The 13,817-nt window shown below is 69.4% G+C and carries 7 protein-coding genes; 1 reads left to right on the top strand and 6 read right to left on the bottom strand.

The genetic code is table 11. The features are described 5' to 3' along the window. Positions 1 to 10: 10 nt before the first annotated feature. The 6 genes from pulA to ACZ4SF_RS04430 form a co-directional block, all read right to left on the bottom strand. The gene (pulA, locus tag ACZ4SF_RS04455) at positions 11 to 5,410 is read right to left on the bottom strand and encodes a pullulanase-type alpha-1,6-glucosidase (RefSeq protein ID WP_468378054.1); all 5,400 of its coding nucleotides are present in this window, start codon (positions 5,408 to 5,410) and stop codon (positions 11 to 13) included. Positions 5,411 to 5,593: 183 nt separating this feature from the next. After that, entirely contained in the window at positions 5,594 to 6,970 is a 1,377-nt protein-coding gene (locus ACZ4SF_RS04450) for an alpha-amylase (protein WP_468378053.1), read from the bottom strand. Positions 6,971 to 7,123: 153 nt separating this feature from the next. Beyond that, positions 7,124 to 8,809: a glycoside hydrolase family 13 protein gene (locus tag ACZ4SF_RS04445; RefSeq protein ID WP_468378051.1), complete on the bottom strand. Its 1,686-nt coding sequence runs from the start codon at positions 8,807 to 8,809 to the stop codon at positions 7,124 to 7,126. A gap of 216 nt (positions 8,810 to 9,025) precedes the next feature. After that, the gene (locus ACZ4SF_RS04440) at positions 9,026 to 9,931 is read right to left on the bottom strand and encodes a sugar ABC transporter permease (RefSeq protein ID WP_468378049.1); all 906 of its coding nucleotides are present in this window, start codon (positions 9,929 to 9,931) and stop codon (positions 9,026 to 9,028) included. A 19-nt stretch (positions 9,932 to 9,950) separates the two neighbouring features. After that, on the bottom strand, positions 9,951 to 10,955 hold the full coding sequence (locus ACZ4SF_RS04435) for a carbohydrate ABC transporter permease (RefSeq protein ID WP_468378047.1): 1,005 nt from the start codon (positions 10,953 to 10,955) through the stop codon (positions 9,951 to 9,953). 100 nt (positions 10,956 to 11,055) lie between these two features. Further along, on the bottom strand, positions 11,056 to 12,330 hold the full coding sequence (locus ACZ4SF_RS04430; protein WP_468378044.1) for an extracellular solute-binding protein: 1,275 nt from the start codon (positions 12,328 to 12,330) through the stop codon (positions 11,056 to 11,058). A 389-nt stretch (positions 12,331 to 12,719) separates the two neighbouring features. Between ACZ4SF_RS04430 and ACZ4SF_RS04425 the strand changes: the two genes are divergently transcribed. Then, the gene (locus ACZ4SF_RS04425) at positions 12,720 to 13,754 is read left to right on the top strand and encodes a LacI family DNA-binding transcriptional regulator (RefSeq protein WP_468378042.1); all 1,035 of its coding nucleotides are present in this window, start codon (positions 12,720 to 12,722) and stop codon (positions 13,752 to 13,754) included. Positions 13,755 to 13,817: the final 63 nt, after the last annotated feature.

The following is a 13,817-nucleotide window of genomic DNA, read 5'->3' as shown; positions in this document are numbered from 1 at the left end:
CGACCAGACCCTACTTCGCCGCCCGCGTGAACACGGCCACGGTCCGCGCCGGGACGGTGAAGGTGCCCGAGCCGGCCGCGTAGGCCGAGGTCTTCACCACCGCGTCGCTGCCGGCGGCCTGCACCGGGTGCAGCCGGTAGTCGTCCCCGGCCAGTGCGGCGACCCGCTGTTCCTGCTGCTCGGGGCTGGCGTTGAACACGACGACCAGGTCACCGAGCCGCATGGTGAGCACGCCGGGCGTCTCGTCCTTGCCGGACAGCGGGAAGGAGAGGTGCTGCTGCACCTGCGCGGCCGTACCCAGCGAGAACGCGTGCTCCGTCGTACGGATCTTCAGCAGGTCCCGGTAGGCGGCCGAGGCCCCGGTGATCTGCGGGCAGCCGACCTTGACCGAGCCCAGCAGCGGTTTGGCGTAGTCCCACTTGGACCGGTTGTCGGCGGCCGGAGGCAGCCCGCGCCCGAAGCCGTTGCCGTCGGCGCAGTTCCAGTGGATGGCGTTGAACCAGTCGCCGCTGTCGAAGGAGTTGCGGTCCAGCGACTTCGAGCGCAGCAGGTCGGTGCCCGCCTGGGAGAGCGCGGGCCCCTGCGAGAGGGCGGCCGTGGCCATCGCCAGGACCTGCATGCGGACCCGGTCGGCGGCGGACGTGTCCTTGGGGAGCTTGTACGTCAGCGCGTCGAACAGCGACTCGTTGTCGTGGGCGTCCACATAGGCGAGGGCGTCGCCGGGGACGTCGGCGTAGCCGGCGGGTGCACCGTTGTAGTCGACCTCGGAGCCCTTGACCTCCTTGCCGGCGGTGTCGGTGAAGGTGAAGGCCTTCAGGTTGCCGCTGAGACCGACCTTGATCAGGTCCTGGTAGTGCAGCAGCCGGGCCTTCTGCTCCTCCCTCGTCCCGTTGGCGGTGGAGGCGTTGGGGTCGGTGTAGAGCCCGGAGGCGAAGCCCTGGACGCCGGGGTCCGAGTCGAAGGGTCCGCCGCCGCGCACCGCGTCACGGGCCCGGTCGGAGAAGGTGGCGATCCCGGTGCCGGCCATGTTCTTCTGCGTGGCCTGCACGAAGCGGGCGTCGTCCGCGACCTCGCCGAAGTTCCAGCCCTCGCCGTACAGGATGATCTTCTTGCCGTCGACGCCGTCCTTCTCCGGGGTCAGCGCGTCCAGGGCCTTGCGGACGGCCAGGATGTTGGCCTTCGGGTGGTGGCCCATGAGGTCGAAGCGGAACCCGTCGACCTTGTACTGCTTCGCCCAGGTGACGATCGAGTCCACGACCAGCTTGCCCATCATCGCGTTCTCGGTCGCGGTGTTGGCGCAGCAGGTGCTGTTGGCGACCGAGCCGTCGGCGAGGAGCCGCTGGTAGTAGCCGGGCACGATCCGGTCCAGGACGGCGGTGTCCGCCTGACCGCTCGCCGCGGTGTGGTTGTAGACGACGTCCATGACGACCCTGAGGCCGTCCTGGTTGAGCGCCTGGACCATCCTGCGGAACTGGACCGTGCGGGCGGTGCCGTCCGGGTCGGTGGCGTAGGAGCCCTCGGGGACCGTGTAGTGGTACGGGTCGTAGCCCCAGTTGTAGGCGTCCTTCGCGGCGATCTTCCCCACGCACTCCTGCTGCTTGTCGGAGTCGGCCGGGTAGGAGGCCAGATCGCAGTCCGTGGTCGCCTGGTCGGCCTTCTTCTCGGGGATCGTGGCGATGTCGAAGGCGGGCAGCAGGTGGACGTACGAGGTCCCCGACTTCGCCAGTTCCTTCAGGTGCCTGGAGCCGTCGCTGTTCTTGTCGGTGAAGGCCAGGTAGGTGCCGGGGTGCCGGGCGGTGCGGTCCGCGATCGAGAAGTCCCGGATGTGCAGCTCCTGGATCTGCGCGTCCTTCAGCGGTACGGCCCTGGGCTTGCGCAGTCCGGACCAGCCGCTCGGGGCGAGGGACTTGTCGTCCAGGTCGGCGACGACGCTGCGCTCGGAGTCCGCGGTCAGCGCGACCGAGTACGGATCGGTGACCTTGTTGGTGACCGTCCTGCGGACGCTGGGCGCCCAGACCTTCACGACATAACGGTAGGGCTTGCCCTTCCAGGACGCGGGGCCGGTGACGGACCAGACTCCGGTGGCGGCGTCGCGGTGCATGGTCTTGAGCGAGCCGTCCAGCTCCAGGGAGACGCGCTGGGCGGTCGGCGCCCAGACGGACAGGGTCGGCTTGCCGCCGTGGAACACGGGCCCGAGCTTCGCCTTGGTGGCTCCCGGGTGGAGGTCGTCCAGCACCCCGGCGGTCTGGACGCCGGTCGCGGCCAGTACGGCGCCGTTGGCGGCGCGCTGCGAGGCCACGAGCTGACCGGTCAGGGCCTCGCGCACCCGGTCCCGGTCGCGCGGGTCGACGGACCAGGCGGTGTAGTCCTTCAGGTGCGGGAACTTCGCCTTCTGGGCGTCGGTGAGCGTGGTCCTCGTCAGCCGCAGCCAGCGCTCGTCGTCGCTGGTCAGTGTGCCGTCCTTGACCGCGATCGAGCCGTTGCGGGAGTACAGCAGCTGGGTGGAGGCGGCGCCGTCGGCGCCGTTCCAGGCGAGGGTGTCCCGGTCGATCCAGACCGCCTTGGAGGTGGTCAGGTCGAGGGCGGCCGCGCTGCCCGCGGGCTGCGGCAGCAGGTGCTTCTCCTCGCCGTTCAACAGCCACACCTCGTGGCCGTCGGCCCTGAGGTCCAGGGACTGGTCGGTGGGGAGATCCTTGTCCTCGCCCTTGTGGATGATGTAGCTGAGGCTGGTGGCACCCTCGGTGAGCGGCACCTCGAAGACCGCGCCATAGGCATCAGTCTTCACCGGCTTCAGGGGATTCGACCAGTCGGTGGGGTTCGCGGCGCCCGTCCAGGCGTGCAGGCCCCAGCCGTCGTAGTTCCCGTCGGCCCGGTGGTAGTGGAGGACGGCCTTGGTCTTGTCCTGCGCCGGGTAGCCGGGCTTCTGCGTCAGGACGCCGGCCTTGCCCTGTTCGATCCAGACCTCGCCCGTCCTGGTGACGTCGATGCTCCGGTCGGCGGAGACGTCCTTGCCGCCGTCCTTGTCGATGACCAGGAAGCCGACGTTCGAGGCGCCGGGCCTGAGCTTGACGTAGGCGAAGGCACCGTAGGCGTCCCGGCCCACGAAGGGGTGGCTGGCCGGCCAGTTCGTGGCTTCGCCGTCGGCGAGGTCGCCCCAGGCGTACAGGCCCCAGTCGGCGTAGTCGCCGTCGGTGCGCTTGTAGTGGACGATCGCGTGGTCCCGGGAGGAGGCCGTGGGGACCTCGGGCGCGGGCGGGGTGCCGGTGGTGCTGCTCGCCGTGGCGCTCGCGGTGCGCCCGGCCGAGTCGACGACCACGGCCTTGTAGCGCAGGGCGGTGCCGGCCGGTACGTCCTTGCCGAGGGTCTGGGTGACCTTGTAGGGGGCGTGGTCGGCGGAGCCCAGTGTCTTCCACCTGCCGTTGCCGACCTGGGCGGCGAAGACGACGCGGTTGAGCTGGCCGCCCCCGACGCCGGCGGTGACCTCCACCGTGCCGGTGGCGCCGGCGGCGGGTGCCTTCAGGGTGACGGCCGGCTTGGTGGCGGGCGCGGCGAGGGGGCCGGACGCCTTGTGGACGACGGCGGAGCCGGCCGGGACGGTCACGGTGAGCTTCTTGTCGGCGTCGGTCTTCAGCGTGCCCTTAGCGCCGTAGATGCCCCGGTACGACCGGGACGCCGAGCCCGTCGCGAAGGTGGCCGTCTTCGCCTCGTCCGCGTTGTTGAAGGCGACGACGTACTCCTGGCCGGTCCTGGCGTCCGTGCGGGTGAAGGCGTAGATGCCGGCGCCGTCGGCCGCGTACCGCTCGGTCTGGACGCCGTCCGTCAGGGCCGGGTTGGCCTTGCGGAGCCTGGCGAGCGCGGCGATCTCCCGGTAGAGCGGCGCCTTCGGGTCGTAGGCGTCGCTCGCGTGGGTGCGGGAGGTGCCGATCTCGTCGTCGTCCAGGTAGTCGGCGACCTTGGAGGCGAACATGGTCTGGCGGGCGTCCTTGTCGCCGCCGGAGCCGGTGAAGCCCTGCTCGTCGCCGTAGTAGACGACCGGGTTGCCGCGGCTGAGGAACATCAGCTGGTTGGCGAGCCGGTCCTTGGCGAGGATCTCGGCGTCGGTCGCCTTCGGGTCGTCCTGCTTCAGGAAGGAGCCGATGCGGCCCATGTCGTGGTTGCCGAGGAAGGTGACCTGCTCGTAGGCATTGGCCTTGTCGGTCGTGTACGTGTAGTCGTCACCGAAGACGTTCGCGAGCCGCTGGGCGCTGCCGCCCTGGGAGGCGTAGGCGCGGGCCGCGTCCTGGAAGGGGAAGTCGAGCGTGGCGTCGAGGCGGCCCTGGGTGACGTACGGGGAGGTGACGGCGGTGTCGGCGGAGTAGACCTCGCCGAACATGAAGAAGTTCTTCCGCCCGCGCTCGGCCGCGTACTTGTCCAGCGCGGTCGCCCACTGGGTCCAGAACTCCATGTTCACGTGCTTGACGGTGTCGATGCGGAACCCGTCGACGGAGAAGTCCTTCACCCACCGCTGGTAGATCTTCTCCATGCCGTGGACCACCTCGGGACGCTCGGTCCACAGGTCGTCCAGGCCGGAGAAGTCGCCGTACGTGGCCGACTCGCCCGCGTAGGTCGAGTCGCCCCGGTTGTGGTACATCGTCGGGTCGTCGAGCCAGGCCGGCACCTTGGACTTCTCGGTGACCTTCGGGGTGCGCGGGAAGGAGCCGGTGTCGACGGCGGGGAACTTCCTGCCGCCGTCGGCGTAGTCGCCGTCGTCGAAGGGCCTGCCGTCCTTCGTCAGATAGGGGAAGGCGCCCTTGGAGAGGTAGTCGTAGGACTTCTCCCGGTAGTCGACGACGTCGGCGGTGTGGTTGGTGATGACGTCGAAGAAGACCTTCATGCCCTTGGCGTGCGCCTTGGAGATGAGGGTCCGGAGGTCCTTGTCGGTGCCGAAGTGCGGGTCGACCCGGGTGAAGTCGGTGATCCAGTAACCGTGGTAGCCGGCGGAGGCGTTGGCGCCGGTGCCCTGGACGGGCCGGTTCTTGAAGATGGGGGCCAGCCAGATGGCGGTGGTGCCGAGCCCCTTGATGTAGTCGAGCTTCTTCGTCAGGCCCTTGAGGTCGCCGCCCTGGTAGAAGCCCTTGTCGGTGGGGTCGTAGCCGGTGCTGAGGCGGGAGCCGGTCAGCCCGCCCCGGTCGTTGGACCTGTCCCCGTTGGCGAAACGGTCCGGCATGACGAAGTAGAACTGCTCGCGGGTGTCGTCGTGCCGGGCGGGCACGGATGCGAGCTGCGCGTCCGAGGGAGGCGCGGGCGGGGTGGCGGCGTGGGCCGCGAGCGGCTGCACCAGTGCGGCGGCGAGGGCGGCGGCGGTGATGGCCGCCGCCCTTCTGACATGCGGGGTACGGCGCTTGGGGGGCGCCGGACATCTCGGTATCACAGGCGGGAACTCCTCGCGATTGCGGCTCTTTCGGGTCCGACCCCTGCGCCCCGGCGCGGCTCCGCTGCCGGGCGTCCGCGCGACCGTATCGCCAACGCAAGGTTTCAGCAAGGGGCTTGAAACCGATGGAAAGACTTTTCAACAACCGCCCGGCCGGTGACACCGTGAAGTGCCCCTGCGGGCTCAGCAGCCGGACTTGCCCGCGTAGATCGCGAGAGCGGTGTTCGGGCCGAGGGTGGCGGTGAACTGCCCGCTGGAGTCGACGCTCACCGTCGTGTTGTTCTGGACGTTGCAGTACGTGCCCGCGGGCAGCGAGGTCTGGTACGTCCTGGTCAGGCTGCCGGTCTCGTGGTTGATGGCCACGAAGCCCTTGCCGCCCCGGCCGAACGCGATCGCGTTGTTGCCGTTGTCCCACCAGTTGGTGACGGACTGGCCGCGGGTGGCGTTGCGGAAGGCGACCATGCGGATGATCTCCGGCCAGGCGTGCTGGCACTTCCAGCCGTCCTGCCAGCAGGCGTTGACCTTGCCGCCGCCCGGCGGGCCCGCGTCCACGTCGGACCATTCGTAGCCGGAGTTGACGTCCGGGGCGCCGTAGGGCCAGGCGAGCATGAAGACGTTGGCCAGGGTGTAGTCGGCACCGCTCTTGTAGTTCAGGGTGCTGCCGTTGCGCTCGGTGTCGTGGTTGTCCACGAAGACGCCGGCAACCGAGCTGCTCAAGTAGCCCCAGCCCTCGCCGTAGTTGGTCAGGTACGCGAGCTTCTCGCTGTGGAAGACGCGCTTGAGGTCATAGGCGTAGCGGAACTCCTGGACGTCTCCGTTGCCGGTGTACTCGGAGGGCTGGACGGCCTCGCCCGCGCCGTAGATGACCTCCTGCTTCCAGTAGACCGAGGGGTTGGTCAGCCGGCTCTTGATGTTCGCGAGATCGGCCGCCGGGATGTGCTTGGCCGCGTCGATGCGGAAGCCGTCCACGCCCAGGGTCAGCAGGTCGTTCATGTAGCCGGCGATCGTCCTGCGGACGTACTCCTCGCCGGTGTCCAGGTCGGCCAGGCCGACGAGTTCGCAGTGCTGGACGTTCCAGCGGTCGGAGTAGTTCGACACCTGGGCGGTGCAGTCGTCGAAGTCGTGGCTCGAGTACAGGCCCGGGTAGTCGTACTTCGTGTACGACGAGCCGCCCGTGCCGGTGCCGCTGCCGGCCGCCATGTGGTTGACCACCGTGTCGGCCACGACCTTCACGCCGGCCGCGTGGCAGGTGTTCACCATGCTCTGGAACGCCGTGCGGTCACCGAGACGGCCCGCGATCCTGTACGACACCGGCTGGTACGACGTCCACCACTGCGCGCCCGGTATGTGCTCGGCGGGCGGGGAGACCTGGACGTATCCGTAGCCGGCGGGGCCGAGGGTGTTCGTGCACTCCTTGGCGACCGAGGCGTAGCTCCACTCGAAGAGGACGGCGGTGACGTCCTTGGTGCCGGGCGGGGAGGCCTCGGCGATCGTCGGGTTCATGCCAACCGTGGCGGCGGCTGCGAGAGCGAGCGCCGCGGGGAGAGTTCTGCGTGCCATGTGGGGTCCTTCGACATTGAAGGCGGGGAGGACCGCTGAAGGTGCTTGCTGCAACGTTTCAGCAAACTTGCGGTGACGCAGATGTTAAAGGCCCGCTGCCGGAAAGGCAGCGGGCCGTTGTGAAGTTGATGCAAGAACTTTCCGGACGGGGCGTCAGTCCGCCGTCGTCCACCACACGGTCGTGTCCGCGGGCACCTTCGCCTCGCCACCGGTCTCGGCGATCTCCCCGCTGCCGAGCAGCAGCCGGCCGTACGCCGGGGTCATGACCGACTCCCCCGTGGTGTTCGCGACGCACACGAACTCGCCGCGCCGGAAGGCCAGGACGCCCTCGGGCGCCCGCAGCCACTCCACCGCCTCGCCCGCACCGAGGTCCCGGTGTTCCCGGCGCACGCGCAGCGCGGCCCGGTACAGCTCCAGGGTGGAGTCGGCGACGCCGGTCTGCGCCTCCACACTCAGCTCGGCCCAGGTGGCCGGCTGCGGGAGCCAGCTGCCGCCGCTGCCGAAACCGTACGAGGTGCCCGTGCGGGTCCACGGGATCGGGACCCGGCAGCCGTCGCGGAAGCCGTCCTGGCCGGCCCCGCGGAAGTACGCCGGGTCCTGGCGCACCTCGTCGGGCAGGTCCACGACGTCCGGGAGCCCCAGCTCCTCGCCCTGGTAGACGTACGCCGAGCCGGGCAGGGCGAGCATCAGCAGGGTGGCGGCACGGGCCCGGCGAAGGCCCAGGTCGCGGTCGCCCGCGGTACGGATCTGGGTGCCGAGACCGGGCGGGTTGGCGAAGCGGGTGGCGTGCCGGGTGACGTCGTGGTTGGACAGCACCCAGGTGGCCGGGGCGCCGACCGGGCGCATGGCCTCCAGGGTGCGGTCGATGACCGTGCGCAGCTCCGCCGCGTCCCACTCCGTACCGAGGTACTGGAAGTTGAAGGCCTGGTGGAGTTCGTCGGGGCGAACGTAGTTGGCGGTGCGCTCCACGGTCGGGGTCCAGGCCTCCGCCACGAAGATGCGGTCGCCCGCGTACTCGTCGCAGATCGTGCGCCACTGGCGGTAGATCGCGTGCACGCCGTCCTGGTCGAAGAACGGCATGACATCGTTACCCAGCAGCTTGAGCTGGTCGTGGGAGCCGAGGTCCGGCAGGCCGTCCGCCTTGACCAGGCCGTGGGCCACGTCGATGCGGAAGCCGTCCACGCCCATGTCCAGCCAGAAGCGCAGGATGGAGCGGAACTCGTCGCCGACGGCCGGGTGGTTCCAGTTGAAGTCGGGCTGCTCGGGCGCGAACAGGTGGAGGTACCACTCGCCGGGCGTGCCGTCCGGCTCGGTCACCCGGGTCCAGGCCGGGCCGCCGAAGATGGACTCCCAGTCGTTGGGCGGGAGTTCGCCGTTCTTCCCCTTGCCGGGGCGGAAGTGGTAGCGCTCGCGCAGCGGCGAGCCGGGGCCCTCGGCGAGGGCACGCTTGAACCACTCGTGCTGGTCGGAGGAGTGGTTGGGGACCAGGTCCACGATGATGCGCAGGCCCAGCTGGTGGGCGTCGCGGATCAGCGCGTCGGCGTCGAGGAGGTTGCCGAACATGGGGTCGACGGCACGGTAGTCGGCGACGTCGTAGCCGGCGTCGGCCTGCGGGGAGGCGTAGAAGGGGCTGAGCCACACGGCGTCGACGCCGAGGTCGCGCAGGTACGGGAGGCGGGAGCGTACGCCCTCCAGGTCACCCATGCCGTCGCCGTTGCTGTCGGCGAAACTGCGCGGATAGACCTGGTAGATGACCGCGTCCCGCCACCAGTCGCGGCGGTCGGCGACGGTGCCGGCGGCGGAGTGTCGGGCCGGTGCGGCGGAGTGCTGCTGGCTCATGGCGTCCTTGATGCGATGGAGGTCCCCCGCTCGAACGCAGTCGGGAGCGGGGGGAAGGGCATGGTGGGCGTGGGTACGGCGGCGGGACGGAAGGTGCGCGGCGGGCCGCGGTGCCGGCGGGGTCTGGGGTACCCCCTGCCCGGAGAGCCAGGGGGAGGGCACCGCGGTCCGCCCACCCGCGCGACAGAGCGCGCGGGAGCCTCTTTCCGGTGGGCGTCAGCCCTTGGTGCCGCCGGCGGTGAGGCCGGTGACGAGGTTCTTCTGCACGAGGTAGAAGAACACGGTCACGGGTATCGCGATCAGCACCGCGGTGGCGGCCATGTAGTTCCACTGGGCGTCGTGCTCGCTGACGAAGGTCTGCAGGCCCACGGCGAAGGTGTACTTGGAGTCGTCCAGCATGAAGGTGGTCGCGAAGGCGACCTCGCCGACGGCGGTGATGAAGTTGTAGAACGCGGCGACGGCCAGGCCCGGGCGGGCCAGCGGGAGGATGAGCCGGAAGAAGGTGCCGAAGGGGCTCAGCCCGTCCACGCGCCCGGCCTCGTCGATCTCGAAGGGGATGGTGTCGAAGTATCCCTTCAGCAGCCAGGCGCTGTACGGCACGGCCGTGGAGCAGTTGATGATGATCAGCGACCAGTAGGTGTCGATGAGACCGAGCTCGCTGAAGATCTCGTACATCGGCACGATCAGGATGGCGATCGGGAAGGCCTGGGTGAGCAGCAGGACCCACATCAGCTGCTTGTAGCCGGGAAAGCGCATCCGGGAGACCGCGTAGCCGGTGGTGGCGGCGACGAAGACACCGATGAAGGTGGTGCCGAGGGCCACGATCAGCGTCGACTTGAACCAGTCGAAGAACGCGGTGTCCTCCAGCACGAAGCTGTAGTTCGAGAAGGTCAGCTTGCCCGCGATCTCGCCCGGGTGCAGGTAGTCCTCCTTGTCCGGGCCGAGGGACAGGTAGAACAGCCAGGCCACGGGGGCCACCGCGATGAGGCTCGCCACGACGAGGCCGCCGTGCAGCAGGGCGGCGCCGAGCGGGCCGCGCTCGCCGCGCCGGGGGGCGCGGCGCCGGGGCGCGGGGGCGGGAGCCGGTGCGGTCTCGGTCTTGTCCAGGGTCGTGGTGCTCATGGCGGCGGCTCCTGCGGCGTCAGACGGCGAGCTGGTCATTGCGCTTCAGCCAGCGGAAGTAGAAGGAGGTGAAGACGGTCAGGATCGACAGCAGCAGCACGCCGTAGGCGGCAGACTGGGCGAAGTCCCGTGGCTGCTGGCCGAAGCCCAGCGCATAGGCCCAGGTGACGAGGATCTGCGCGTCCTGGGCGGAGTTCTTGCCGAACAGCAGGAAGATGATGACGAACTGGTTGAAGGTCCAGATGATGCCGAGCAGCACGACGGTGGAGCTGACCGAGCGCAGACCGGGCAGCGTGACGTGCCGGAAGCGCTGCCAGGCGCTCGCGCCGTCCATCTCCGCGGCCTCGTAGAGCGAGGAGTCGATGGACTGCAGGCCGCCGAGCAGGGACAGCATCATGAACGGGACACCGCACCAGGTGTTGACCATGATCGCGGCGAACCGCTGCCAGAAGGTGTCCTCCAGCCACTGCGGCTGGGGCAGGTGCAGGGAGCCGAGGATCTGGTTGAGCACGCCGGAGTCGGCGAGCATGATCCGCCAGGAGAAGACGGTGACGAAGGTCGGCACGGCCCAGGGCAGCACGAGCAGCAGCCGGTAGGCGGTGCGGCCCCGCAGCTTCTGGTTGAGCATGAGCGCGAGGCCCAGGCCGATGGTGTAGTGCAGGGCCACGCAGGCGACCGTCCAGACGACCGTCCACAGGAAGTGGGACCAGAACCGGTCGTAGGCCGTGGGGCCGAACAGGATGTCCTGGTAGTTGTCGAGGCCGATGAACTTGTACGTGGCGTCGATGTGGTTGACGCCGATCGTGCGCGCCGAGTTGAGGCTGTTGGCGTCGGTGAGGGTGAGGTAGACGCCCCGCGCCAGCGGGTAGCCCACGAGAACGCCGAGCACGATGACCACCGGGGCGATCATCGCGTAGGCGTACCAGTACTTCTGGAGGCCGTTCTTCAAGCGCTGCCCCAGCCCGGGCCGAGGCGCGCGGTCACCGCGGCGCTTGCCGGTCGCGCGGTCGATGGCGACTGTCATGGTTCGACACCTTCATTGGTTCACGAGGTCGGGCCGGGCACAGGGCGGTGGCCGCCGGATCCTTCCCCTCCTCACGAGAGGATCCGACGGCCACCCGGGCTCACTTGCTGAAGCCGGTCACGAGCTTGGAGATGGCCAGCTCGGCGTTGCTCAGACCCTTGTCCAGCGACTCCTTGCCACCGGCGATCTTGGGCAGCTCGGTGTCCAGCGGGCCCCACAGGGAGCTGTACTCGGGCAGCGCCGGGCGCGGCTGGGCGGCGGACAGGACGCCCTGGTAGCCGGCGATGCCGGGGTCGGCCTTGACCTGGGCGGTGTAGGCGTCGGAGCGGGTGGGCAGGGTGGAGTTCTTCAGGGCGATGGTCTCCTGGGCCTTCGCCGAGGTCATGAACTTCACGAACTTCAGGGCCGCCTCCTGGTGGGCCTTGTCCGAGCCGGCGTAGACCGAGAGGTTGTGGCCGCCGGTCGGGGCGCCCGCCTTGCCCGCGGAGCCGGCCGGGACGGTGGCGATGCCGAGGTTGGACTTGTCCTTGAAGGCGCTGCCCTTGTAGAAGTTCGTGATCTCCCAGGGTCCCTGGATGATCGCGGCGACCTTGCCGTTGACGAACGCGTCCTGGATGTGGGCGTAGGCGTCGGCGGTGGTGTCGGCCTTGTGCAGGCCCTTGCCGGAGAACAGGCTGAGCCAGGTGCCGTAGGCCTTCTTGGCGGGGGCCGAGTTCACGGTGATCTTCTTGGCGGCGACGTCGACGGTGTCGGTGCCCTCGCCGTGCAGGAAGGTCTGGGCGTAGTAGGCCTGGGTGGAACCCCAGTAGCCGTCGACCTTGGCCTTGTTCTTGATCTTGGCGGCGTCGGCCTTCAGCTCGTCCCAGGTCTTGGGGGCCTCGGTGATGCCGGCCTTCTTGAACAGGGCCTTGTTGTAGACCAGCGCGAGGGTGTCGGTGACGAACGGCACGCCGTAGGTCTTGCCCTCGTACTGGGCCTGCTTGATCAGGTTCGGCTCGAACTTGCCCTGGTCGGAGAGGGCCTCGGTGCCGTCCAGCGGCAGGAAGAAGCCCTTCTTGGCGAAGGCGGGGGTCCAGCCGACCTCGGAGCGCAGCACGTCCGGGGCGCCCGTGGCGCCGGCCGCGGTGTCGAACTTGTTCTGCGCCTGGTCGAAGGGGACGTTGACGTACTTGACCTTGACGTCCTTGTTGGCAGCCTCGAACTGCTGGACCAGGGCCTTGTACGCCGGCGCCTCATTGGTGGCGTTGGAGGTGTCCCACCAGGTGATGGTGACCGGGCCGTCCGACTTCCCGCTGTCGCTGTCGCTCCCGCCGCACGCCGTCGCCGTGAGGGCGAGGGACGCCACCAGCGCGGAGGCCGCTATGCCACGCCGCATGAGTTCTCCTTGAGGGTTAAGCCCGAGTGGTACAGAGGGCGGCCCCGTCCGCCGCCCCTGCGACTTGCCGACTGCGCCGTTGCCGCGGCCGGGCGACAGGGAACGTAACAGCGATGTAAGCGTTGCGAAAGACCTTGCAGAAAAAAAGTGCAAGGAAACTCGGGGGTTACACTGCCGTGACCTGGACGAGGCCCTGTGGCGACCGGGTTCCGTCGCCGGTCGACGCGGGGCGGGTCGGCTGTGCAAGACTCTGCAAGTTCTTGCCGTTCCAGCTTCACAGAAGGACGAGGAGCGCGATGACGCAGCAATCCGCGGCGGGCCGTGCGGTCTCCCGCGCCCGGCGTCCGGCCGGTGTGCAAGGGCAGATACGACCGGTACAGTCCAGTGCCGTGACCACACGGCTTGCTGACATCGCTGCGCAGGCGGGGGTGAGCGAAGCGACTGTCAGCCGGGTCCTCAACGGAAAGCCGGGCGTCGCCGCCGCCACCCGCCAGTCCGTGCTCGCCGCGCTGGACGTGCTCGGCTACGAGCGTCCGGTGCGGCTGCGCCAGCGCAGCGAGGGCCTGGTGGGCCTGATCACGCCGGAGCTGGAGAACCCGATATTCCCGGCCCTGGCCCAGGTCATCGGCCAGGCACTGACCCGCCAGGGCTACACACCGGTGCTCGCGACCCAGACCCCGGGCGGGTCGACCGAGGACGAGCTGACCGAGATGCTCGTGGACCGCGGGGTCGCCGGGATCATCTACGTCTCCGGGCTGCACGCGGACACCACCGCCGACATGCAGCGCTACGAGCGGCTGCGGGCTCAGGGCGTGCCGTTCGTGCTGGTGGACGGGTTCTCGCCGAAGGTGCAGGCGCCGTTCATCTCCCCCGACGACCGGGCGGCCATGACGCTCGCCGTGACGCATCTGGTCTCGCTCGGGCACACCCGGATCGGGCTGGCGCTCGGGCCGAAGCGGTTCGTGCCGGTACAGCGCAAGATCGAGGGTTTCGTCCGGGCGATGCAGGACCAGTTGGGGCTCGCCGCGGAGAGCGTCGAGGCCGATCTGGTCCAGCACTCGCTGTACACCCTGGAGGGCGGTCAGGCGGCGGCGACGGCACTGATCGACCGGGACTGCACGGCCGTGGTCTGCGCCAGCGACATGATGGCGCTGGGTGCGATACGGGCGGCCCGGCAGCGCGGCCTGGAGGTGCCCCGGGACGTGTCGGTGGTCGGGTTCGACGACTCCCCGCTGATCGCCTTCACCGATCCGCCGCTGACGACGGTCCGCAAGCCGGTCCCGGCGATGGGACAGGCCGCGGTGCGCACGCTGCTGGAGGAGATCGGCGGGACACCGGCACCGCACAGCGAGTTCGTCTTCATGCCGGAGCTGGTGGTGCGCGGTTCAACCGCATCGGCCCCGCATGTCCTCCGTACGTCGTAGAACGTGCGCTGCGGACCCGACCAGGGGATGATCGGTCGAGGAAGCCTTTTCTGGCAGACTCTG

The organism is Streptomyces sp. NPDC027663 (genome assembly GCF_055566415.1).
Note: the sequence above shows the minus strand (reverse complement) of the source record. Positions and strands in the feature narration are given on the sequence as shown.

What these genes read in the sequence shown, in the direction of transcription:
- ACZ4SF_RS04450 (WP_468378053.1), bottom strand. Translation starts at nt 6,970, where the DNA reads ATGGCACGCAGAACTCTCCCCGCGGCGCTCGCTCTCGCAGCCGCCGCC.
- ACZ4SF_RS04445 (WP_468378051.1), bottom strand. Translation starts at nt 8,809, where the DNA reads ATGAGCCAGCAGCACTCCGCCGCACCGGCCCGACACTCCGCCGCCGGC.
- ACZ4SF_RS04440 (WP_468378049.1), bottom strand. Translation starts at nt 9,931, where the DNA reads ATGAGCACCACGACCCTGGACAAGACCGAGACCGCACCGGCTCCCGCC.
- ACZ4SF_RS04435 (WP_468378047.1), bottom strand. Translation starts at nt 10,955, where the DNA reads ATGACAGTCGCCATCGACCGCGCGACCGGCAAGCGCCGCGGTGACCGC.
- ACZ4SF_RS04430 (WP_468378044.1), bottom strand. Translation starts at nt 12,330, where the DNA reads ATGCGGCGTGGCATAGCGGCCTCCGCGCTGGTGGCGTCCCTCGCCCTC.